The 23,144-nt window shown below is 63.9% G+C and carries 14 protein-coding genes; 7 read left to right on the forward strand and 7 right to left on the reverse strand.

Annotation, left to right across the window (positions count from 1 at the left end):
* Positions 1-232 precede the first annotated feature (232 nt).
* From Q0K15_RS05885 to hrcA, 7 genes are all read right to left on the reverse strand, one after another.
* Positions 233-1,039, reverse strand: coding sequence for a histidinol-phosphatase HisJ family protein (locus tag Q0K15_RS05885; protein WP_294513726.1), 807 nt, complete (start codon positions 1,037-1,039; stop codon positions 233-235).
* A 23-nt stretch (positions 1,040-1,062) separates the two neighbouring features.
* The gene (locus tag Q0K15_RS05890; protein WP_294513728.1) at positions 1,063-3,297 is read right to left on the reverse strand and encodes a glycosyltransferase family 39 protein; all 2,235 of its coding nucleotides are present in this window, start codon (positions 3,295-3,297) and stop codon (positions 1,063-1,065) included.
* 103 nt (positions 3,298-3,400) lie between these two features.
* Positions 3,401-6,394: an Ig-like domain-containing protein gene (locus Q0K15_RS05895; RefSeq protein WP_294513731.1), complete on the reverse strand. Its 2,994-nt coding sequence runs from the start codon at positions 6,392-6,394 to the stop codon at positions 3,401-3,403.
* A 133-nt stretch (positions 6,395-6,527) separates the two neighbouring features.
* Complete coding sequence (gene dnaJ, locus Q0K15_RS05900; protein WP_294513735.1) at positions 6,528-7,697, reverse strand: molecular chaperone DnaJ; 1,170 nt, start codon at positions 7,695-7,697, stop codon at positions 6,528-6,530.
* A 109-nt stretch (positions 7,698-7,806) separates the two neighbouring features.
* Positions 7,807-9,672: a molecular chaperone DnaK gene (gene dnaK, locus Q0K15_RS05905; RefSeq protein ID WP_294513736.1), complete on the reverse strand. Its 1,866-nt coding sequence runs from the start codon at positions 9,670-9,672 to the stop codon at positions 7,807-7,809.
* 330 nt (positions 9,673-10,002) lie between these two features.
* Positions 10,003-10,557 carry a nucleotide exchange factor GrpE gene (gene grpE, locus Q0K15_RS05910; protein ID WP_294513737.1) on the reverse strand — a complete coding sequence of 185 codons (555 nt, stop codon included), beginning with the start codon at positions 10,555-10,557 and terminating at the stop codon, positions 10,003-10,005.
* A 25-nt stretch (positions 10,558-10,582) separates the two neighbouring features.
* Positions 10,583-11,635 (reverse strand): heat-inducible transcriptional repressor HrcA, encoded by a 1,053-nt coding sequence (gene hrcA / locus Q0K15_RS05915; RefSeq protein ID WP_294513738.1) that lies wholly within the window; start codon positions 11,633-11,635, stop codon positions 10,583-10,585.
* A gap of 220 nt (positions 11,636-11,855) precedes the next feature.
* Here hrcA and Q0K15_RS05920 point away from each other — a divergent pair, with 220 nt between their 5' ends.
* The 7 genes from Q0K15_RS05920 (at position 11,856) to glgP (ending at position 23,021) form a co-directional block, all read left to right on the forward strand.
* Complete coding sequence (locus tag Q0K15_RS05920) at positions 11,856-12,317, forward strand: GNAT family N-acetyltransferase (RefSeq protein WP_294513739.1); 462 nt, start codon at positions 11,856-11,858, stop codon at positions 12,315-12,317.
* Positions 12,318-12,498: 181 nt separating this feature from the next.
* Complete coding sequence (locus Q0K15_RS05925; RefSeq protein WP_294513740.1) at positions 12,499-13,635, forward strand: D-alanyl-D-alanine carboxypeptidase family protein; 1,137 nt, start codon at positions 12,499-12,501, stop codon at positions 13,633-13,635.
* Between the two features lie 213 nt (positions 13,636-13,848).
* Entirely contained in the window at positions 13,849-15,966 is a 2,118-nt protein-coding gene (gene glgB / locus Q0K15_RS05930; RefSeq protein ID WP_294513741.1) for a 1,4-alpha-glucan branching protein GlgB, read from the forward strand.
* A 52-nt stretch (positions 15,967-16,018) separates the two neighbouring features.
* Entirely contained in the window at positions 16,019-17,236 is a 1,218-nt protein-coding gene (locus Q0K15_RS05935) for a glucose-1-phosphate adenylyltransferase (RefSeq protein ID WP_294513743.1), read from the forward strand.
* Entirely contained in the window at positions 17,233-18,351 is a 1,119-nt protein-coding gene (gene glgD, locus Q0K15_RS05940; protein WP_294513745.1) for a glucose-1-phosphate adenylyltransferase subunit GlgD, read from the forward strand. The genes Q0K15_RS05935 and glgD overlap by 4 nt, the downstream gene beginning before the upstream one ends.
* Positions 18,352-18,504: 153 nt before the next feature.
* Complete coding sequence (gene glgA, locus Q0K15_RS05945; RefSeq protein ID WP_294513746.1) at positions 18,505-20,406, forward strand: glycogen synthase GlgA; 1,902 nt, start codon at positions 18,505-18,507, stop codon at positions 20,404-20,406.
* A gap of 176 nt (positions 20,407-20,582) precedes the next feature.
* The gene (gene glgP / locus Q0K15_RS05950) at positions 20,583-23,021 is read left to right on the forward strand and encodes a glycogen/starch/alpha-glucan family phosphorylase (RefSeq protein ID WP_294513747.1); all 2,439 of its coding nucleotides are present in this window, start codon (positions 20,583-20,585) and stop codon (positions 23,019-23,021) included.
* Positions 23,022-23,144 lie beyond the last annotated feature (123 nt).

Consider the following 23,144-nt stretch of genomic DNA (forward strand, 5'->3'; position numbering starts at 1 on the left):
GCGCACCGGGCTCTGTGGGGTACAACCCGCCGTGGTCGGAACCAAGTGCGATCATAATTTTTACCTCCTGTTATTTTCTAACGTAATTTTACATCCAACAGCGGGTTTCCGCCGCCGCCCTGCGGCGTCCGGCGGTCACGCCGTCCAAGCGTTTTGCCCGAAATATAATACTTCTCGTTACTTTTTATCGTAATATAACTTTTTGTGCGAGACAAACTCCTCCGAATCAACCTCACAGCTTGACGGGCCTGGGCTGGCGTTTCTCATAGAGGGTCACATACCGGAATCCGGCCTGAGCCAGGAGCTCATAGGCCTCCGGTACCCCTTTACCCACATTCTCTGTGCGATGGGCGTCGGAGCCCACGGTGATGAACTCTCCTCCCACCTCTTTGTAGAGCTTCAGCACCGGCAGCCAGTCGGCCAGAGTACGGCCGTTGTAGGTATTGAGCTCGATGGCGTGGCCGGTCTGGGCCACGGTGCGGAGGATCTCCCGGATCTGTTCCCAGTACCGGTCCAAGGATACAGTCTGCCCATCCCGCATGCACATATACCGCAGCGGGTAGATGATGTGACCCATGGCGTCGTAGTCCGGGATGGGCGCCAGGCGGAGCATCTGGGCAAAGTAGTCGTCCAGGCAGGCGTAGCACACCTCCGGGGCGGTATAATCCACAAAGTAGAAGTCCTTGGCGCCGGCCTCAGGGGTCAGGTTGTGGAGGGAGCCGATGACGAAGTCCAGCTCCGGCTGGGCCAGGGTGGCCTTGGCCCGGTCGGGATAGCGGTTGGCGCTGCCGAACTCCACCCCCAGCCGGACGGTGAGCCGCCCCCGGTACCGCTCCGCCGCCTCCCGTCGCTGCGCCAGAGCGGGGGCCCAGTCGTAGCCGTTGGGCTGGGGCTCGCCATCCAGGTCCACCAGGTCATAGTGGTCGGTGACGCACATCTCGGAGAGGCCGGCCTTCACGGCGGCCTCGGCCATCTCAGTAAGGGGCACCTCCCCGTCGGAGGAGAGCTTGGTGTGGGTGTGATAGTCGATATAATACATGAAGGGGACCTCCTATGTGGAAATCAGAACGGCCAGGAGGGGAACCACTTGAGGAAGCTGGAGGTATACCAGGTGGGTACCATGAGGCCGACGAGCACGGGATAAAAGGCGATACAGAGTCCCACGGCCAGGGCGGTGAGGCCGTACACCCCGTTCTTCCAGCGGCGGCTGCGCTCCATCAGGCCGTTAAAGAGCAGGCTGATTGCCAGCACCAGAAAGAGGGTGGAGGGGAAGTAGTGGTATTCGAAGGTGGTGCGGCCGATGAACATCCAGGGCACCAGCTGAGAGAGGTAACCGATCACGATGAAGAGGGCCTGGGGAGACCGGAGGGGAAAGGCCCAGCTGGCCAGGGCGCCAACCCCCAGCCAGAGGACCACGCCCAGGACCAGCAGCAGGATACCGCCCACCAGCAGGGCAGTGCCGGCGTCGGGCTGGAAGGCGGCCTCGGTCCGCAGGCAGGCCACCACAGCGATGGCGGCCACGGCCAGGAAGAAGATGGCCCGGGACCGCTTTCTGCGGAACGCCTGGGCGCCGCAGGCCAGGATGGCCAGCAGGCCGGTCCAGCAGACCACCGGGTTGTTGAAGCAGCCGAAGGCGGCCTTGAGCCCCTCGGCCTTGCCGGAGGTGTTGTCCAGGTAGTAGAGGATGGGACGGGCGTCCACAATCCACTGGTACCACCGGGAGGAGTAGGGGTGGGAGGCGGTGACCCCCTCGTGGTAGGTCAGCATGAAGTGCTGGTTCTGGAGCATGATGTCCACCACGTTCTGGCTATCCTTGAGGAAGAGCTCCCGCTCGCCGCTGAGGACCTGGGGCAGCTGGGTGAAGGGCCAGGCAAAGATCTCGGCCAGGATGCCCCACAGCCCGGCCTCGTTGCCCCGGGCGGCGGCATAGGGCCAGTAGGAGAGGGTGTAGATGAGGGCCGGGATGAGGACGAAGCACAGCACCGAGAAGGCCAGGGTCTTCCACAGCCAGGGCAGCTTACCCGGGGCCTCAGCGGGCCAGTCCCGGAGCTTGGAGAAGAGGCCGATGAAGTAGAGGACGGCCAGGCCCACCGCCCCATAGATGACGGTCCACTTGCTGGCGGCGCCGATGCCCCAGAAGAGGCCGGAGAGGAAGAGGGGCAGGGCGCAGCGGCGGAAGGGGGTCCCCGGGGCCAGGGTCAGCCACCGGTAGAGGAAGTAGTACATGAGGAGGATATAAAAGACCCCGTAGGTGTCGATGGTGCCGATGCGGGTCTGGGTGAGGTGCATGAAGTCGGCGGCGAAGAGGATGGTGCCGCAGGCGGCCACCGCTCGCTTGCCGAAGAGGTTTTTGAGGAAGATATAGAGGATGGGCAGCATGAGCACCCCAAAGAGAGTCCCCATGAACCGCCAGCCAAAGGGGGTCATGCCGAAGAGGAGGATGCCCAGGCTGATGGTGAGCTTGCCCAGGGGCGGGTGGGAGACCTCGTAGGGGTAGACCCCCTCGATGTGCTCCAGGGCGGTGCGGGGGTGGTAGATCTCGTCAAAGTAGGTGGAGTTGTACCAGGTGGACAGCTCCGGTACCGTGTCCTGCTCGTCAAAGAGGGCATCTCCGCCGGTGGTGAGTCCGGCGAGATCGATGAGACCGCTCTCGTCACAGAGAGCCAGCTCCCCCAGCTCCAGCAGGCCCTTGTCGGCCCGGCCGGTGATGCGGAGGTATTTTATGTCCTGTGGGTTGGTGGGCTCCACCGTCTGCCATTTGAAGAGATCGTTGTACTTCTGGGGCAGGGCGTAGCTGGGGTCGTAACCCTCGGCGTCGGCCCAGTACCACACCTCCTTGCCGTTCTCTTCCTTCTGCCAGAGGGTATACCAGGTCTGGCCATCCTGGGAGATCTCCACATTGTAGTCCCCGGTGCCCAGGTTGGAAAAGTAGACCAGCTTGGTGAGATGGACCTCCTGGGAGAGGGTCACGGTGACGGTCTGGTCCTCCCCGAAGTCCAGGGCGGACTGGGGGGCGGAAAAGGAACCAAGCCGGAAGAAGGCGGTGGCGGCATAGACCACCGTAATGAGGAGCATGGGCAGTAGGTCCGCCCGCTCCACCGGGTGGCGGGGCAGGGTGAAGGAGAAGGGGACCGGCTCCTGGAGGGCCACCCACTCCAGGCTCCCTCTCCGGGGCCGGGCAGCGGCACAGCAGCGGGCAAAAAAGAAGAACACCCCCGTCAACACCACCAGGGCGATGAGCATCCCCGGCAGACAGGGCAGGATATACTGATCCAGAATGGTTTGCAGCTGGGTCATGAAGGCACCTCCGGCGCAGCATAAAAATAGGGGACGGGCACGAATGCCCGCCCCCTATTGTATTTCTTTTCCCTATGGATGTCAAAAGATTCTTGCCGGCGGCTCACAGGGGCGTGACATGGAACAAAAATCCGTCGCCGCCGGGGACCAGACGGATGTCGGCCTCCTGGAAGCTGAACCCGGCCAGGGAGTCGTCACCCGGCGTATAGTGCTGACAGACCATCACGGTGAGGTAGGGCGCCTTTCCCTCCTGGGCCGACTTCTGCACAGACGCCGTATCCACCTGCACCGTGGTGTGGAAGGGCTGTCCCTCCACATAGGGCACCTCTGTCTTGTTGCCGCCGGGGGCCCAGGCCACCACGTAGTTGTAGTACGTCTGGCTCTGGTCCAGACAGCCGCTGATCTCCACGGTGGAGCCGCCCACTGCCCGGATCTCCAGATAGCGGCCGGAGCCGTAGTCCTCCCGGTAGTAATCGGTGTCATAGGGCTGGTCGGAGGCGGGGCCACTGGTCCCGGTGTTGGTGCTCCCGGTGCCGGTATTGGTGGTTCCGGTACCAGTATTCGTGCTCCCGGTGCCGGTATTCGTATTTCCGGTACCAGTATTCGTATTTCCGGTACCAGGCGTGGTCCCCTCACCGGTACCCGGCTGTACCTCCGAAACGGCGCCGTCGGTGACGGTGATGGTGCAGCTGGCGCTCACGGTGTGCCCGTTGGCGGCAGTGGTCGAAATGGTGATGGTATCGGTGCCCGCCTTCTCAGCGGTGTAAACGGCGTGGAGGTTATCCGTGGGCCGCAGGGAGCCACGATAGCTCCAGGCGATGAGGGGGTTGAGCCCGGCGGGGACGGTCTCCACCGTCAGGTTCAGGGTCTCCCCTACCTTCACCGTGGCGGAGGCGGGGGTGAGCTTCAGCCCGGTGAGGGTGGGCTCCGGGGTGACGGTGACGGCGCAGGTGCCCTCATAGACCTTGCCCCGGTAAGTCATGGAGGCGGTGATGGTGGCGGTGCCGGCGCTCCGGCCGATCACGTCGCCCTCACTGTCCACGTAGGCCACGGAGGGGGCACTGGAGACAAAGCGCACCTGGGGCTGCTGGCCGTCGGGGAGGCCGGTGCAGCTGACGGTCAGCCGCTGGGACACGCCGCCCCCCATTAGCTCCATGGAGGAGGGAGTCACGCCGAAGGAGACCTGAGCGCTGCCGGTGGCCTGGTTGGCATCCACCTGGAGGGTGTAGACCAGGAGACCCCGGTTGTTCTCGGTATAGCTCCGGCTGATCACACCAAAGTCGGGCCGGACCCAGGTAAGGGTCTCCTCGTCCACCACCACATTGCCGGTGGGCATCTGATAGTCTGCCACAGTCTGAGTGCTCCCCATCTGTCGGCCCTGGCCGTCAAAGAGGGCATAGCTGAAGTCGCCCGCCTTGCTGGCGGCGTCCCGGGTCTGCCACATGACCACAAAGGTGTTGTCGTTGACGGCCACCAGGCGGACATCCTCCACCCACTCGCTGCCGTCGGTGTAGCTGGTCAGCCATTGGATGTCGGCCTTGCCGGCGGGGAAGCCGTCCTTGGGCACCACGGCCAGCAGGGCGTTCATCCGCTCCTCCTTCCAGGAGGAGGCGTCGGTCTGGGGGGCAGAGGCGCCGGCCAGCAGATAATAGCCGTCGGAGGCGGCCACCCCGCCCAGGGCGGCGTGGGTGGTGTTGTCGCCAATGGCGCCATAGAAGGGCAGCACCTCGGCCTGGGTGCCGCTGGACTGGGAGATGGCAAAGGAGCGGGGATAGGCGTCGCCCAGGTCGGCGTAGACAGGCGCGCCGTCGGCAAAGATCACATCCTGGGCGAAGGAGTGGCTCACATGGTTGGCAGGAAATTCACTGCTGGTCTCCAGCACCGACATGTCAGAGGTGCGGATGCGGGCGGTAAAGTTGGACTGGTGGTTGAGGCCGTCGCTGCTGGTATAGCGCAGCCGGGCGGTGTGGAGGACCAGCACCCCGTCCTCCTCCGCCATGCCGGTGCTGTCTGTGAAGTAGTAGGGCCGGATGGTGTAGCTCTCCCCGCCGGTGATGGAGGCGGCGCCCACCCGGTTCCAGCTCCGGTCGTATTTGACGATCCGGTAGACCTCCTTGCCGTCATTCTCCTCCTTGTTCTCCTGGCCGTAGGCGGCGTAATAGCCGTCCTCTCCCACATAGAAGCCGCCAAATGTGGACAACTCGGCGGGCAGGGTACGGATACCCTGAGAGGCGCCGTCCCCGGAGAAGGTCTCCACCCTGAGCTGGGCCTCCTCCACGGAGACCACGGCATAGCCGCCGTCGGCGTCGGGGATCAGCCACAGGGGGGTGTTCTCCAGGTAGACGGAGCTGGTGGCCATCACGGGGGCCTGGCTCTGGAGGAGGGTCATCCCCGCTCCTGCCAGCTGCTCACTTCGGAGGGCGGTGGCCGAGGTGAAGGCCCGGTCCACCATGACGGCGGCCTCGTTCCAGGTGATGGTGCCCTTGGGGTTGAACCGCCCCATTTCGTCTCCCTCCATAATGCCCAGGGCGGAGGCCTGGTCCACGTAGGTGGAGGCCCAAGCGCTGACGGAGGCAGCATCGGTGAAGGTCTTGGCCGTACCCCTCTGGGCCACGGAGCCCTCCAGCACCGACTGCTCCAGGAAGTCGATGACAGAGCACATCATCTTGGCCGCCTGCTCCCGGGTGAGAAGGGCGTCGGTGTCCGCCCGGCGCTGTCCATTCACCAGGGCGCCCTCGGTGATTCCATAGGCGGCGGCGTAGTACATGCCGTTCTTTCCCCCGAGGTTGTACTGGTTCACCGTATCGGCGATGTCGGTGAAGTAGCTGCTCTCCTTGGCGGGGACGGCAGCAAAGCTGGAGGGGGTCATCTCCTTCTGGACCAGGTTCACCAGAAGCTGGCAGAAGTCGCCCCGGCGGATGGGAGCGGTTGTGGCGTCCCCGGTGTTGAGGCCCTCCAGAATACCGTTCTCCTCCAGATGGGTCAGCTGTGCCGCCGACCAGGCCGGAGGCGTATCAGAAAAGGCGCCGGCGGTCACGCCGCCGGTGAGCAGCGCCGCACCGACGAGGCCGACAACCAAGACCTGTTTCCATTTCATGACAGCTACACTCCTCTCTGTTTCGCGTCCGGATGCGTGTTTCTAGCTCTCAGTATAGTCCTCTCTCCAAAAGAAGTCCACCCTCCGGCAAAAAATGACCCCGGTCTCAAATGGGACCGGGGTCGGAACGGGCTTATTTCTTCTTTTTGTTGCCCAGGTTTTCAAAAAAGTTCTTGATGGGGTCATTGCCGGCGTGCTCCTCACCCATGGTGGCGGCGAAGGCCCGGAGGGCGTCCTTCTGCTCCTTGTTGAGGCCGGTGGGGACCTTCACCTTCACGGTGACATACTGGTCGCCCCTGCCCCGGCCGCCCAGGCCGGGGATGCCCTTGCCCCGGAGCCGGAAAGTGGTGCCGGACTGGGTGCCCTCAGGCATCTCGTACTTCACGTTGCCGTCGATGGTGGGGATCTCCAGCTCGGCGCCCAGGGCCGCCTGAACGAAGGAGACGGGCTGGTCCATGTAAACCGCCGTGCCCTCCCGCCGGAAGATGGGATGGGACTTGACGGTGACGCCGATGAGCAGGTCGCCCGCCGGTCCGCCGTTGCGCCCGGCGCCGCCCTGGCCCCGCAGGGAGACGGCCTGGCCGTTGTCGATGCCGGCGGGGATGGTGACGGCCAGCTTCTTCTGCTTGCGGACGGTACCGGCGCCGCCGCAGGTCTTGCAGGGCTGGTGGATGATCTTGCCGGTGCCGCGGCACTTGGGGCAGGAGGTAGTGGTGGAGAAGGAGAAGCCTCCCCCGCCCCGCTGGATGCGCACCGTGCCGCTGCCGTGGCAGTCGGGGCAGACCTCCGCCGTGGTGCCGGGGGCACAGCCGGTGCCCTTACAGACGTCGCACTGCTCGGTGCGGCTCACCGTGACCTCCTTCTCGCAGCCGAAGGCCGCCTCCTCGAAGGTGATGGTGACGCCGGCCCGGATGGTCTCGCCCTTCTGGGGGGCGTTGCGCCGGCTGCCGCCGCCTCCGCCCCCGAAGCCGCCGCCGAAGAAGGACCCGAACAGGTCGCCCAGGTCGATGTCCCCCATGTCGGTAAAGCCGCCGAACCCGCCGAATCCGCCGCCATTGGGGTTGAAGTTGGGGTCCACCCCCGCGTGGCCGAACTGGTCGTACCGGGCCCGCTTATCCTTGTCCGAGAGGATCTCGTAGGCCTCGTTGACCTCCTTGAAGTTGGCCTCGGCCGTCTTGTCGCCGGGGTTGAGGTCGGGGTGGTACTTTTTGGCCAGCTTCCGGTAGGCCTTTTTGATCTCATCGTCCGACGCGCCCTTGCTGACGCCCAGGACCTCATAATAATCTCGTTTCTGTTCCGCCATTGGTTCTCACCTCTTTGCGCGGAAAGGGGCGGGGTCGGAGACCCCGCCTGCGCTTCCCATGGGGCGCCGGCATAACCGCCGCAGCGCCTCTTCTGAATTCAAAAGGATCTTACTTATTATCGTCGTCCACGACCTTGTAGTCGGCGTCCACCACGTTGGGGTCGGTGTCGGCGCCGCCGGAGGCCTGGCCGCCGAAGCCCGCGCCGCCCATGTCGGGGCCGGCCTGGCCGCCCTGAGGATTGGCCTGCTGATACATCTTCTCGGCGATGGGGTAGAAGGCCTTGGTGGTCTCCTCGGTGGCCGCCTTGATGGCCTCCACGTCGGTGCCCTTCAGGGCTTCCTTCAGCTTGTTGAGGGCGGCCTCCACGCTGGCCTTGTCGCTGGCGTCGATCTTGTCCTTGGCGTCCTCCAGGGCCTTCTCGGTCTGGTAGACCACCTGGTCGGCCTGGTTGCGGACGTCCACCTCTTCCTTCCGCTTGGCGTCCTCGGCGGCGAACTGCTCGGCCTCACGGACGGCCTTGTCGATGTCCTCCTTGGACATGTTGGTGGAGGAGGTGATGGTGATGTGCTGCTCCTTGCCGGTGCCCAGGTCCTTGGCGGAGACGTTCACGATGCCGTTGGCGTCGATGTCGAAGGTGACCTCGATCTGAGGCACGCCGCGGCGGGCGGGGGCGATGCCGTCCAGGTTGAAGCGGCCCAGGGTCTTGTTGTACTGGGCCATCTCACGCTCGCCCTGGAGGACGTGGACCTCAACGGAGGTCTGGTTGTCGGCAGCGGTGGTGAAGACCTGGCTCTTGTTGCAGGGGATGGTGGTGTTGCGCTCGATGAGCTTGGTCATGACGCCGCCCATGGTCTCGATGCCCAGAGACAGGGGGGTGACGTCCAGCAGCAGCAGGCCCTTCACGTCGCCCACCAGGACGCCGCCCTGGATGGCGGCGCCGATGGCCACACACTCATCGGGGTTGATGCCCTTGAAGCCCTCCTTGCCGGTGAGCTTCTTGACCATGTCCTGCACGGCGGGGATACGGCTGGAGCCGCCCACCAGCAGGACCTTGGAGATGTCGTTGGCGGAGAGGCCGGCGTCGCTCATGGCCTGACGCACGGGGCCGGCGGTGCGCTCCACCAGGTTGGCGGTGAGCTGGTCGAACTTGGCGCGGCTCAGGGTCAGATCCAGGTGCTTGGGGCCGGTGGCGTCGGCGGTGATATAGGGCAGGTTGATGGCGGTGGAGGTGACGCCGGAGAGCTCGATCTTGGCCTTCTCAGCGGCCTCCTTCAGGCGCTGCATGGCCACCTTGTCGCCGGAGAGGTCGATGCCGTTGGAGCTCTTGAACTCGGCAACCATCCAGTCCATGATGGCCTGGTCGAAGTCGTCGCCGCCCAGGTGGGTGTCGCCGGAGGTGGAGAGCACCTCGATGACGCCGTCGCCGATCTCCAGGATGGACACATCGAAGGTGCCGCCGCCCAGATCGTAGACCATGATCTTCTGGTCCTGCTTCTCCTTATCCACACCGTAGGCCACGGCGGCGGCGGTGGGCTCGTTGATGATCCGCTTCACGTCCAGACCGGCGATCTTGCCGGCGTCCTTGGTGGCCTGACGCTGGGCGTCGTTGAAGTAGGCGGGGACGGTGATGACGGCCTCGGTGACCGGCTGGCCCAGATAGGCCTCGGCGTCGGCCTTCAGCTTCTGGAGGATCATGGCGCTGATCTCCTGGGGGGTGTAGGCCTTGCCGTCGATGTTCACCTTGTGGTCGGTGCCCATGTGGCGCTTGATGGACATAATGGTGCGGTCGGGGTTGGTGATGGCCTGGCGCTTGGCCACCTGGCCCACCATACGCTCGCCGTCCTTGGAGAAGGCCACCACGGACGGGGTGGTGCGGTTGCCCTCGGCGTTGGCGATGACAACGGGTTCGCCGCCCTCCATGACGGCTACGCAAGAGTTCGTGGTACCAAGGTCGATACCGATGATCTTAGACATAAACGATTCCTCCAATATATTGAAAACTTATTTTTAACAAACAATAGATGAGTGTCAGATTGTCACGCTGCGCGCCCTCCGCGACGGCATCTAAGCCCTGCGACTCTGCAAGCCGTCCTCCGGACCTTGCGGCCCTGCGGTCCGTTTGCCTCGCTCCGGTCTTAGCCGCCTGCTCCCGGGCACTCCACGCTTCCGGTGTCACGCTGCGGCGGCTGCGCGACGCGCGGCTTCCCTCCGACTCGGACTCGAAACAGGCCCGCTCCGCGGCCCCTGGTTTCTCGCCCTCGCTCCGGTCCATCCGCGCTGCTCCGCACGCCTCCGCGCTTCTTGCTAATTCGCTACCTTGACCATGGCGAACCGGATGACCTTCTCGCCCAGCTTGAAGCCGGACTGGAAGACCTCCACCACGGTGTTCTCCCCGGCGCTCTCGTCCTCCACGTGCATGACGGCGTTGTGGAGGGAGGGGTCGAAGGTCTCGCCCAGGGCGGGGATCTCCTCCACGCCCAGCTTGGAGAGGATGTCCTTCAGGCCGGTCATGGTCATCTCCACGCCCTTCTTGTACGCCTCGTCGGCGGTCTCCTGCTTGAGGGCCCGCTCCAGATTGTCGTACACGGGCAGGAAGGCGGCCACGGCGTCGCTCTTGGCGCCCTGGTAGATGCCCTCCTTCTCCTTCTGGGAGCGCTTGCGGAAATTGTCATACTCGGCGGCCAGGCGGAGGTACTGCTCCTCCTTCTCGTCCATCTGCTTCCGCAGCTTTTCCAGCTCCTCCAGCAGCGGATCGGCCGCCGCCTCCTGCTGGGGAGCGGCCTGGGCCTCGGTCTGGGTCTCCTCCACGGGGACCTCCTCCACAGCCGGGTCCTGCTGTTTCTTTTCCTGCTTGCTCAAGCGATTACCTCCTAAGTGGATCGTCCTACTTCTCCGTTTCCTCTGCCGGCGGCAGGCTGCCCTGTTCAAAGAGACGGCTCAGGCCGGCGGCGAAATAGGAGAGACGGGCGGTGATCTTTGCATAGTCCATCCGGGTGGGGCCCACCACACCGATGACGCCTCGCATGCCGTCGCCGATGTCGTAGCTGGCCACCACCACGCTGGTGTCTTTCAGGGCGTCGGCCACGTTCTCCGGGCCGATGAGGATCTCCATAGGGTCCCCCTGGGGCATTGGGAAGCGGGCGGCGTCCTGGTCCTCGCTCAGGTAGCTCATGAGGGGGGCGGCCCGGTCCAGGCTCCGGTACTCCGGGTGGGAGAGGAGACTGGTGATACCGGCGGTGTGGACCCTGCGCTGCTCCAGGCTCTCCAGCACATCCATGGCGAAGGAAACCACCAAACTGATGAGGCCGTAAGCCTCGCCTGCCGCGTGGGAGGCCACCCGCATGAGCTCGGGGGTGATCTCGTCCAGGGTCAGGCCGGTGAAGGTGGTGTTCAGCAGGGTGTTCAAAAGCTGGAGCTGGGCCTCGCTCAGGTCGGAGGGCAGCCGCACCAGCCGGTTGCGGACCACGTTGGTGTCCGTCATCACCACAATAATAAAGGAGTCGCTGGAGACCATCAGCAGGTCGAAGCGCTGGATGGTCACCCGGCTGGACCCGGAGGCCAGGGCGAAGGCGGGATACTGGGTGAGCTGGGAGATCACCCGGCCGGCCTGGTCGATGACCTGGTCCAGCTCCCGCATCTTCAGGTGCAGGGCCTCATTGAGCTTCCGGGTCTCCTGTACCGACAGGCGGTAGTCCTCCATGAGCTCGTTGACGTACACCCGGTAGCCCCCCGGCGAGGGGATGCGCCCAGCGGAGGTGTGGGGCTGCTCCAGCAGGCCCAGGGCCTCCAGATCGGCCATCTCGTTGCGGATGGTGGCCGAGGAGACGTTGAGTCCCGGCGTGGCGGCGATAACCTTGGAGCCCACCGGCTCCGCCGTCTGGATATAGTTTTCGATGATGGCGCGGAGGATCTTCTTCTTCCGTTCTGTCAGATCCATCCCCGCTCACCTTCTTCTCTGTGGTTTTAGCACTCATTCTCCCTGAGTGCTAATGTAAATCTACCACCACCCCGGTTAAAAGTCAATAGGGTAGGTTGTAAATTAAATGTGAACGGTTTCACCCCGGTAATTTTTGCTTTTTGATCTTGCACACCCATTGTCCGATTGCCAACAGCAGGCAGGTGTGGTAGGATGATGAAAACAGAGAGGAGGGGCGGTCATGCCGTTTGACTTTTCCATTCAGGACTATGACGACCAATATAAGGGTGCCCTCATGGACATATCCCTACCCTGGCTGGAGGGCAACGACCTCCTGGAGCCGGCGGACATAGACCAGCTGACCCACCCGGAGCGGGTGCTGGCAGCGGGCGGGCGCATCCTTCTGGCTATGGCGGAGGGAAAGCCGGTGGGCATGATGATGCTGGAGCCCTTCGGCAACGGTGTGGCCGAGCCCTTCAAATTCGGGGTGCTGGAGGCCTACCGGAACCGCGGCATCGGCAAGGCCCTCATGGAGGCCACCATTGACGCCGCCCGGGCCATGGGGGTCCACACCCTGGTCCTCACCTCCCACCACAGCCTGAAGGCCGCCCTCCATATCTATGAGTCCTACGGCTTCCGCTATGAGGACCACGACCACGTGGCCTTCGAGCTCTCCGACATCGCCATGAAAAAGGAGCTCTGACCGTTACCGGACCGACATAGAAGGGCCGGTCCGGAGCGAAATCCCTCTATTCCGATCGTCCTTTCTTTTTTTCAACCAAAACCGCTGTTCCTCCCTTCCCATTCTTTCCAGTATAGAATTCTCCCTCCCTCCACATCCTCTTTCTTACAGGAATCTTCGATGATGGAGGAGAAGCGCCATGATGAAACGAACCCTCGCTGTCCTGCTCTGCGCCGGGCTGTTGGTCTGTCCCGCCGCCGCTGCCGCCGCCGGCACCCCCCAGGTGGAGGCCGCCGCCGCGGTGCTGATGGAAAAGGAGACGGGCACCGTCCTGTGTGAGCAGAACGCCCACGACAAGCGGGAACCCGCCAGCGTCACCAAGATCATGACCCTGCTGCTGGTAATGGAGGCCCTGGACGAGGGCCGTATGGCCCTCACCGACCAGGTCACCGTCTCCGCCCACGCCGCCTCCATGGGAGGCTCCCAGGTCTATTTAAAGGAAGGGGAGCAGATGAGCGTGGAGGAGCTCATCAAGTCGGTGGCGGTGGTGTCGGGCAACGACGCCGCCGTGGCCCTGGCCGAGCACATTGCCGGCAGTGAGGAGGCCTTTGTGGCCCGTATGAATGAGCGGGCCGCCCAGCTGGGCATGGCCGACACCAACTTCGTCAACTGCACCGGCCTGCCGGCGGCGGGCCATCTGACCTCCGCCTACGACATCGCCCTCATGTCCCGGGAGCTCATCCTCAACCACCCGGATATCCGGCAGTACAGCACCATCTGGATGGACACCATCCGGGGCGGCCAGTTCCAGCTGGCCAACACCAACAAGCTGGTCCGCTACTATGAGGGCTGCACCGGCCTCAAAACCGGCTCCACCGACTCCGCCCTCTACTGTCTCTCCGCCACCGCCGAGCGGGAGGGCATGGAGCTCATCGCCGTGGTGCTGGGCTCCCCCACCTCCGCCCAGCGCTTCAGCGCCGCCCAGGCCCTGCTCACCTACGGCTTTGCCAACTATACCCTGGTGGACGTCCGCCCCGACCAGGCCATCCCGCCGGTGGCCGTCTCCCTGGGTGTGACCGACACGGTCCAGCCCGTGCTGGCAAACGGCAGCCGTATCCTGGTGGAGAAGAGCCAGCTCAACCAGATCACCACCTCTCTCCAGCTCTCTGAGGATGTGGAGGCCCCCGTGGAGCAGGGTCAGACGCTGGGTGAGCTGACAGTCTCTGCCGGCGATACCCAGCTTTGCACCATTCCCCTGGTGGCCGACCAGGCGGTGGCGCGCATCACCGTCCCCGGCCTCTTCCTGCGGCTGGTCCGGAACCTCTTTCTGGCCGGCTGAGTCCTCCTGTTTCTCTTCCCGGGAAGAAACGGAAAAATATGCGTAAAAATTATGGTTCCCGCCCTCCCGCACCTTGACGGGGTGCTATTTGTGTTGTATAATTCATACAAATAATCAGAGCTATATTTTTGGTCGATTAGCGTTATTGACAAGCTTCGACGGTGTCCCCCAGGGGCATTTGGATAATATTACCAAAGAAATGAGGCACTGACCATGGATCGCACAAATAAACCCACCGCCGAGGAGATCGTCACGGCGTACACCAACGGCGAGGCCATCCGCGCCTGGGCGTTCATGGGCTCCCATGCCCAGGAGCGGGACGGCCAGTGGGGCTACACCTTCCGCGTCTGGGCGCCCCACGCCGCAGAGGTCTCCGTGGTTGGAGACTTCAACCGCTGGGAGGAGGAGGCCAATCCCCTCTCCCCCATGGGCGGAGGGCTGTGGGAGGGCTTCGTCCCCGGCCTGGATCGCTACGACGTCTACAAGTACGCCATCCGCACCAAGGACGGCCGGACCCTGCTGAAGGCCGACCCCTACGCCTTCCACGCCGAGACCCGGCCGGGCACCGCCTCCAAGATCTACGAACTGGGGTCCTACCAATGGAACGACCAGTCCTGGCTGGACTACCGGAAGAAAAACCCGGTTTATCACCGTCCGCTGAATATCTATGAGGTCCATCTGGGCTCCTGGCGGCGGACGGGGGACGGTCAGTTCCTCTCCTACCGGGGCATCGCCGACTATCTGGTGCCCTACGTGAAGGAGATGGGCTTCACCCATGTGGAGTTTATGCCCCTCACCGAGCACCCCCTGGACGACTCCTGGGGCTACCAGTGCACCGGCTACTTTGCCGCCACCAGCCGTTTCGGCACCCCCGACGACCTCATGTACCTCATCGACCAGCTCCACCAGGCCGGAGTGGGCGTCATCCTGGACTGGGTGCCCGCCCACTTCCCCAAGGATGCCTTCGGCCTCTATGAATTTGACGGCGAGCCCTGCTACGAGTACCAGGACATGCGCAAGGGTGAGCACGCCGACTGGGGCACCCGTGTCTTCGACTACGGCCGCAACGAGGTCCGCTCCTTCCTCTTCTCCTCCGCCCTCTTCTGGCTGGAGCAGTACCACATCGACGGCCTGCGGGTGGACGCGGTGGCCTCCATGCTCTACCTGGACTATGGCCGGCAGGGCGGCGAGTGGGTGCCCAACATCCACGGCGGCAACGAGAACCTGGAGGCCGTGGACTTCCTCCAGAAGCTCAACGAGCGCATCTTCGCCGAGCACGACGACGTCATGATGATCGCCGAGGAGTCCACCGCCTGGCCCAAGGTGTCCCACCCCGTGAGCGAGGGCGGCCTGGGCTTCAACCTGAAGTGGAACATGGGCTGGATGAACGACGTGCTCCACTATATGAAGCTGGACCCCTATTTCCGGCAGTTCAACCACCGGGACATCACCTTCTCCTTTATGTACGCCTTCTCCGAGAACTTCATCCTCCCCCTCAGCCACGACGAGGTGGTCCACATGAAGGGCTCCCTCCTCAACAAGATGCCGGGGACCTACGAGGAGCAGTTCTATGGCGTCCGGGCCTTCTATACATATATGCTCACCCATCCGGGCAAAAAGCTGCTGATGATGGGCAGCGAGTTCGGCCAGTGGAACGAGTGGCACTTCGAGTACTCCCTGGACTGGCACCTGATGGACAACGAGATCAACCGGAAGACCCAGGCCTTCTTCAAGGCTGCCAACCACCTCTATCTGGAGCATCCGGAGCTGTGGCAGGAGGACTTCTCCTGGGAGGGCTTCGAGTGGATCTACGCCGATGACAACCAGGCCAACACCATCTCCTTCCTCCGCAAGGACGACAAGGGGGATACCCTGGTGATCGTGTGCAACTTCTCGCCGGTGGACCGGACGGGCTACTGCATCGGCGTGCCGGTGCCCGGCGCCTACACCTGTATCTTCAACACCGACGACGAGGCCTTCGGCGGCGAGGGCCGCGGGGACAAGGAGCCGGTGAAGAGCACCTACACCCCCTGCCACGGCCGGGAGCAGTCCATCATCATCACCCTGCCGCCCATGAGCGCGGTGATCTATAAATGTACCCGCAAGTTCCCCGCCCGGCGGAAAAAGGAGGCCAAGCTGGCCGTAAAAGCCCCGGCTTCCAAGCCGGCGGTGCGCAAGGCGGCGGCCAAGCCCGCCGTGAAGGAAAAGGCGGCCAAGCCCGCCCTCCGCAAGACCGCCGCCAAGCCGGCGGTGAAGGAGAAGTCTCCCCATCCGGCGGTACGCCCCAAGGCCCAGCACCCCGCCGTGAAGAAAACCCCCAAGGAGGGCTGACCCCTCCCCTCTGTGATCCTGTGATCTCCACTTTGACCGAGAGGTGATAGAGATGAAAAAAGAATGTGTCGCCATGCTGCTGGCAGGCGGACAGGGCAGCCGCCTGAAAGCTCTGACGTCAAAAGTAGCCAAACCCGCTGTCCCCTTCGGGGGCAAATACCGCATCATCGACTTTCCCCTGAGCAACTGCGTCAACTCCGGCATCGATACCGTGGGCGTCCTCACCCAGTACCAGCCCCTGGAGCTCAACGGTTACATCGGCAACGGCCAGCCCTGGGATCTGGACCGCTCGGACGGCGGTGTCCACATCCTGCCCCCCTACGTGAAGGAGGGGGACAAGGGCACCTGGTACAAGGGTACCGCCAACGCCATCTATCAGAACATCGGCTTTATCTCTCTCTACGACCCCGATTATGTCCTCATCCTGTCCGGCGACCACATCTACAAGATGGACTACGAGCAGATGCTGGAGCACCACAAGGCCATGAACGCCGCCTGCACCATCTCGGTCATGGAGGTCCCCATGGAGGAGGCCCCCCGGTTCGGCATCATGAACGTGGATGAGAACGACATGATCTATGAGTTCGAGGAGAAGCCCAAGAAGCCCAAGAGCAACCTGGCCTCCATGGGCATCTACATCTTCAACTGGAAGCAGCTGCGGGAATACCTCATTGCCGACGAGGCCGATGAGAAGTCCGCCAACGACTTCGGTAAGAACATTATCCCCGCCATGCTGGCCAACAATGAGCGCATGGCGGCCTACCGCTTCTCCGGCTACTGGAAGGACGTGGGCACCATCGACTCCCTGTGGGATGCCAACATGGATATGCTCTCCGTCCACAGCGGCATCGACCCCTACGACACCGAGTGGCCCATCTACGCCCGCACCCCCACCCGGCCGCCCCACTTTACCGGCCCCAACGCCGTGGTCCATCACTCCCTGATGACCGGCGGCTGCGTGGTGGACGGCGAGGTGGAGAACTCCGTCCTCTTCCACTCCGTGACGGTGGAGAAGGGGGCCAAGGTCCGCTACTCCATCCTCATGCCCGGCGCCGTGGTCAAGGAGGGCGCCGACGTGGAGTACGCCATCGTGGCCGAGAAGGCCGTCATCGGCGCCGGCGCCAAGGTGGGCACACCGCCGGCGGTGGACGGCGCCCCGGACGACTGGGGCATCGCCGTGGTCGCCGAGGGCATCAAGGTGGGTGACAACGCCGTGGTCCCGGCCAAGGCCATGGTCACCCGGAACGTGAAAGGGGGTGCGGCGAAATGACCAACAAGCTGCACGGGATCATTTTCGCATACCGCTCCAATCCGCAGCTCCGGGAGCTCTCCCAGCCCCGGAACACCTGCTCCATCCCCTACGGCGGCCGCTACCGGGTGGTGGACTTCATGCTCTCCAACATGGTCAACGCCGGCATCTCCGACGTGGGCCTCATCGTACATACCAACTACCAGTCCCTCCTGGACCACGTGGGCTCCGGCAAGGACTGGGACCTCTCCCGCAAACACGGCGGACTGCGCATCCTGCCCCCCTTCGGCTACGCCGACAAGCAGCGGGAGGGTGACTACCGGGGCCGCATGGACGCCCTGGCCGGCGTCTACTCCTACCTGGAGCGCATCCGTCAGGACTACGTGGTCCTGGCCGGCGGCGACGTGGCGGTGAACCTGGACCTGGACGACGTCTTTGAGCAGCACCTGCGCACCGGCGCCGACGTCACCGCCGTGTGCACCCCGGTGCCCAGAGGGGACGCCCGCAGCTCCGACTACTTCACCGTCCGGGAGGACGGCGTCATCGCCGACGTGTCCGTCCATCCGGTGAGCCCCATGGGCTGCGAGTCCATGGAGGTGTACATCATGAGCAAGGACCTCCTCATGTCCTTGGTGGAGCACTGCATCGCCCACAACATCCCCTCCTTCAGCCAGGGGGTGCTCCTCAACATGAGCAGCCGGCTCAAGCTGATGTCCTACACCTTTGAGGGCTACGCCGCCCGGCTCCAGTCGGTGGCCGGCTACTACGCCCGCAGCATGGAGCTGCTGGACCCCGCCGTCCGGGCCGACCTCTTCAACCCCCTGCGGCCCATCAAGACCAAGGACATGTCCAACCCCTCCACCTACTACGGCCCCGCCTCCCTGTCCAAGAACTCCCTGGTGGCCGACGGCTGCATCATCGAGGGCGAGGTGGAGAACTCCATCCTCTTCCGCGGCGTCACCGTGGAGAAGGGCGCCAAGGTCCAGAACTGCATTCTCATGCAGGGCACGGTGATCCACCAGGGCGCGGTGCTCAAATATGCCATCACCGACAAGAACGTACAGGTCAACGCCGGCCGGATGCTCATGGGCCATGAGACCTACCCGCTGGCCATCGCCAAAAACGCCGTGGTATAACGGTACATAGACCGCGCAGAGCGGCGCAGGGATGCGGCCGCCGTGTACGGCGGCCCACACCTGCCCCCTCCGGGCATCGCCGGGTCCGTCCTGCATGGCGGCCGCGGACCGTGTCCGGATGCCGGATCAAGGATGGAGAAAAGGAGTCAGTTTATGAATATTTTGTTTGCAGCCTCCGAGGTCGCCCCTTTCATCAAGACCGGCGGACTGGCCGACGTGGCCGGGTCCCTCCCCCAGAAGCTGGCCGACATGGGCCATGACGTAAAGGTCATCCTCCCCCTCTACGAGGGCATCGCCCAGCAGTACCGGGAGAAGATGCGCTTCATGTTCCACTGGAACTGCCGTCTGGCCTGGCGCACCCCCTACTGCGGCATCTTTGAGCTGCGGGAGGGCAACATCTCCTACCTCTTCGTGGACAACGAGTACTACTTCAAGCGGGCGGAAATTTACGGCCACTACGACGACGGCGAGCGCTTCGCCTTCTTCTCCCGGGCCGTTATCGAGACCCCGGCCCACCTGGACTGGCACCCCGACATCCTCCACTGCAACGACTGGGAGACCGCCCTGGTGCCCATCTACCTGTTGGAGGAGCGGGAGCGCATTTGGCAGCTCCGGGGCACCAAGAGCGTCTTTACCATCCACAACATCGAGTACCAGGGCCGCTACGGCGACCAGATCATCCAGGATCTGCTGGGCCTCCACCCCGGCTACATGAACGAGCACATGCTGGCCTACCACGGGGACGTGAACCTGATGAAGGGCGCCATCTACGCCGCCGACTACGTCACCACCGTCTCCCCCACCTATGCCAGTGAGCTCCAGTACCCCTTCTACGCCCACGGCCTGGAGGGCGTGGTGGCCGACAACCGCTGGAAGATGCGGGGCATCCTCAACGGCCTGGACACCGCCCTCTACGATCCCGCCAACGGCGCTGGCCTGGCCGCCCCCTTCAACGCCGACGACCTGAGCGGCAAGGCCGCCTGTAAGAAGGCCCTCCAGCAGGCGGTGGGCCTCCGGGAGGACCCCGACGTGCCCATCATCGCCTGCGTGTCCCGGCTGGTCAAACACAAGGGCTTTGAGCTGGTGGCCAACTCCATCCACGACATCATGGGCATGAACGTCCAGATGGTGGTACTGGGCACCGGCGAGTGGAACTTTGAGGAGGCCTTCCGTCAGGCCCAGGCCCAGTACCCCGGCCGCTTCGCCGCCCGGCTCCAGTACTCCGCCTCCCTCTCCACCGCCATCTATGGCGGCGCCGATATCTTCCTCATGCCCTCCCTGGCCGAGCCCTGCGGCCTGAGCCAGATGATCGCCATGCGCTACGGCACCGTCCCCGTGGTCCGGGAGACCGGCGGTCTGAAGGATACCGTCATCCCCCACGGCGTCTTCGGCGACACCGGCTTCACCTTCGCCAATATCAACGCCCACGACATGGTGTGGGTACTGGGCGAGGCGGTGGGCCTCTACTACAACAACAAGGACGGGGAGGACGGCTGGCGCGTCCTCCAGCGCAACGGCATGACCAAGGACTTCAGCTGGAACAACCCCGCCCGGGAGTATGAGGACGTCTACTACCAGATCACCGGCATTCCCCGCCCTACTGAGCCGTCGCCGGAAGCAGCCCCGGTCCCGGCGGCGGAGACCCCTGTCCAGGCTGAGCCGGAAGCCGCACCCGTAGTGGAGTCCGCCCCCAAGGCTGAGAAGAAGCCTGCCTCCAAGAAGGCGGCGCCCAAGGCAGCCAAGAAGCCCACCGCTAAAAAGGCGGCAGCCAAGGACGAAAAGGCGGAAAAAAAGCCCGCTGCCAGAAAGGCAGCCCTCAAGGCCGAGGAGAAGGCCCCCGCTCCTGTGAAGGAGGCTCCCAAGGCTGAGGAGAAGGCCGCCGCCCCCGTCAAGGAGGCACCCAAGGCCGTGGAGGAGGCGCCCGCCCCCGTCAAGGAGGCACCCAAGGCCGTGGAGGAGACTCCCGCCCCCGTCAAGGAGACCCCCAAGGCCCAGGAGGAGACGCCCGCCCCCGTCAAGGAGACCCCCAAGGGCAAAGCGGAGGTCAAAAAGTGAGGGTCGACCCCCTCCCAAAAATAGACAGTTCCAACATTGACAGAACGGATGGGCTGTGATAAACTTTGTGCGCCAATCCGTAGTCAGGCGGAATGAGACGTAGACGCGGCGGGGGCTTGCCCCCGCCGCGAACCTCTTGTACCGCGTTGAACTTTATGAAATGGAGACGTATGCCAATGTCTACGAAATATACCAAAAAAGAGCTGGAGGAGCAGATCATCGGCAAGCTCCGCCGGAATTTTGGGCGTGAAGTGGAGGAGGCTACCTCTGTCCACATGTTCCGGGCCTGCGCCCTGGTGCTGCGGGACATCATGTCCGCCCGGGAGCTGGCCACCCAGAGCCGTATCCGGGACAGCCACGCCCGCCAGGTCCACTACCTCTCCCTGGAGTTCCTCATGGGCCGCTCCCTGGAGAAGAACGCCTACAACCTGGGGGTCCTGCCCCAGCTGAAGGAGGCCATCGAGGACCTGGGCTTCTCCGCCCCCGACCTCTTTGAGGTGGAGCCCGACGCCGGCCTGGGCAACGGCGGCCTGGGCCGTCTGGCCGCCTGCTACCTGGAGTCCATGACCACCCTGGAGATTCCCGCCACCGGCTACTCCATCTGCTACGAGCTGGGTCTCTTCAAGCAGAAGATCGTGGACGGCCAGCAGGTGGAGCTGCCCGACAACTGGCTGGACATCTCCGACTGCTGGCTCATCCCCAAGATGGATGAGACGGAGAAGGTCCACTTCGGCGGCACCGTGAAGGACGTGTGGGGCCCCGACGGCAGCCACTCTGTGGTCTACGAGGGCGGCAACGACGTGCTGGCCGTGCCCAAGGACATGGAGATCGCCGGCTACGGCACCGACCACGTCAACGTCCTCCGGCTGTGGGACGCCAAGAGCCCCACCCCCCTGGACATGTCCCTCTTCTCCCGGGGCGAGTACCTGAAGGCCACCGAGCAGAAGGCCATGGCCGAGTCCATCGCCAAGGTCCTCTACCCCGAGGACAACCACTACGAGGGCAAGTCCCTGCGCCTGAAGCAGCAGTACTTCTTTGTCTCCGCCACCGTGCAGTCCATCTGCCGGCAACACAAGGCGGAGTACGGCACCCTGCGGAACTTCCACCAGAAGCACGTCATCCAGATCAACGACACCCACCCCACCCTGGTCATCCCCGAGCTCATGCGCATCCTGCTGGACGAGGAGGGCTACACCTGGGACGAGGCCTGGCACATCGTCACCAACACCGTGGCCTATACCAACCACACCATCATGGTGGAGGCCCTGGAGCGCTGGCCCCAGCAGCTCATCGAGTCCCTGCTGCCCCGGATCTGGCAGATCCTGGTGGAGATCAGCAACCGCTACCAGGCCCAGCTCAACGAGTACTTCCACGGCGACCAGTCCAAGGTGCGGGACCAGGCCATCATCTGGGGCGGCGAGGTCCGCATGGCCAACCTCTGCGTGTGCGCCTGCTTTGCCGTCAACGGCGTGTCCGCCCTCCACTCCGAGATCCTCAAGCGTGAGACCTTCCACGACGTGTATGTCCGCACCCCGGAGAAGTTCAAGAACGTGACCAACGGCATCGACCACCGCCGCTGGCTCAGCGAGATCAACCCCAAGCTGGACGCCCTCATCCAGGACTGCGGCGGCAAGGGCTACCAGCTCCACCCCGAGCAGCTGGAGTGCCTGCTCAAGCACCAGGACGACGCCTCCGTGCTGGAGCGGCTGGCCGCCATCAAGGCCGAGAACAAGCGGAATTTCGCCGCCTACGTGGCCCGGGAGTCCGGCGTGGTGCTCAACACCGACGCCATGTTCGACGTCCAGGTCAAGCGCCTCCACGAGTACAAGCGCCAGCTCCTCAACGTGATGCACATCACCTACCTCTACCAGCAGCTCAAGAACGACGCCCACTTCGACTTCACCCCCCGGACCTACCTCTTCGGCGCCAAAGCCGCCCCCGGCTACTCCGTGGCCAAGGACATCATCCACCTCATCAACTCCCTGGCCCAGGCCGTCAACAGCGACCCCGTCTGCAAGGACCGGCTCCAGGTGGTCTTTTTGGAGAACTACCGGGTGAGCCTGGCCGAGAAGCTCATGCCCGCCAGCGAGCTCTCCGAGCAGATCTCCACCGCCGGCAAGGAGGCCAGCGGCACCGGCAACATGAAGTTCATGATGAACGGCGCCCTCACCATCGGCACCCTGGACGGCGCCAACGTGGAGATGCACCAGCAGGTGGGCGACGAGAACATCTTCCTCTTCGGCCTGAAGGCCCACGAGGTGGCCGAGAAGAAGAGCAAGGGCTACCGCGCCTATGAGTACTACATGCGCGACGGCCTCCTGAAGTCCGTGCTGGACCAGATCACCCAGGGCTTCGGCGACGGGGTGAGCTACTCCGACATCACCAACCGGCTCCTCTTCGGCGCCAACGGCGGTATGGCCGACGAGTATATGCTCCTGGCCGACTTCGAGAGCTACCGGGAGGCCCATGAGCGGGCGGGCCGGACCTACCTGGACCCCAAGCAGTGGAACAAGATGGCCCTCATCAACATCGCCAAGTCGGGCATCTTCGCCGCCGACCGCTCCATCCGGGACTACGCCCGTGACATCTGGAAGGTGCCCGCCAAGCAGGGCTGAGCATGCTCAGATGAACACAAGAAAAAAGCGTGTGGACCAGTGTCCACACGCTTCAGTCTGTCGAAAAAGTCCAGCGAAAGCTGGGCTTTTTCGTTTGCAAGAGGTAAAATAGCAATAGGTGGT

Source organism: uncultured Intestinimonas sp. (assembly GCF_944387245.1).
Classification (GTDB): domain Bacteria; phylum Bacillota; class Clostridia; order Oscillospirales; family Oscillospiraceae; genus Intestinimonas.

What these genes read in the sequence shown, in the direction of transcription:
- Q0K15_RS05885 (WP_294513726.1), bottom strand. Translation starts at nt 1,039, where the DNA reads ATGTATTATATCGACTATCACACCCACACCAAGCTCTCCTCCGACGGG.
- Q0K15_RS05890 (WP_294513728.1), bottom strand. Translation starts at nt 3,297, where the DNA reads ATGACCCAGCTGCAAACCATTCTGGATCAGTATATCCTGCCCTGTCTG.
- Q0K15_RS05895 (WP_294513731.1), bottom strand. Translation starts at nt 6,394, where the DNA reads ATGAAATGGAAACAGGTCTTGGTTGTCGGCCTCGTCGGTGCGGCGCTG.
- dnaJ (WP_294513735.1), bottom strand. Translation starts at nt 7,697, where the DNA reads ATGGCGGAACAGAAACGAGATTATTATGAGGTCCTGGGCGTCAGCAAG.
- dnaK (WP_294513736.1), bottom strand. Translation starts at nt 9,672, where the DNA reads ATGTCTAAGATCATCGGTATCGACCTTGGTACCACGAACTCTTGCGTA.
- hrcA (WP_294513738.1), bottom strand. Translation starts at nt 11,635, where the DNA reads ATGGATCTGACAGAACGGAAGAAGAAGATCCTCCGCGCCATCATCGAA.
- Q0K15_RS05920 (WP_294513739.1), top strand. Translation starts at nt 11,856, where the DNA reads ATGCCGTTTGACTTTTCCATTCAGGACTATGACGACCAATATAAGGGT.
- Q0K15_RS05925 (WP_294513740.1), top strand. Translation starts at nt 12,499, where the DNA reads ATGAAACGAACCCTCGCTGTCCTGCTCTGCGCCGGGCTGTTGGTCTGT.
- glgB (WP_294513741.1), top strand. Translation starts at nt 13,849, where the DNA reads ATGGATCGCACAAATAAACCCACCGCCGAGGAGATCGTCACGGCGTAC.
- Q0K15_RS05935 (WP_294513743.1), top strand. Translation starts at nt 16,019, where the DNA reads ATGAAAAAAGAATGTGTCGCCATGCTGCTGGCAGGCGGACAGGGCAGC.
- glgD (WP_294513745.1), top strand. Translation starts at nt 17,233, where the DNA reads ATGACCAACAAGCTGCACGGGATCATTTTCGCATACCGCTCCAATCCG.
- glgA (WP_294513746.1), top strand. Translation starts at nt 18,505, where the DNA reads ATGAATATTTTGTTTGCAGCCTCCGAGGTCGCCCCTTTCATCAAGACC.
- glgP (WP_294513747.1), top strand. Translation starts at nt 20,583, where the DNA reads ATGTCTACGAAATATACCAAAAAAGAGCTGGAGGAGCAGATCATCGGC.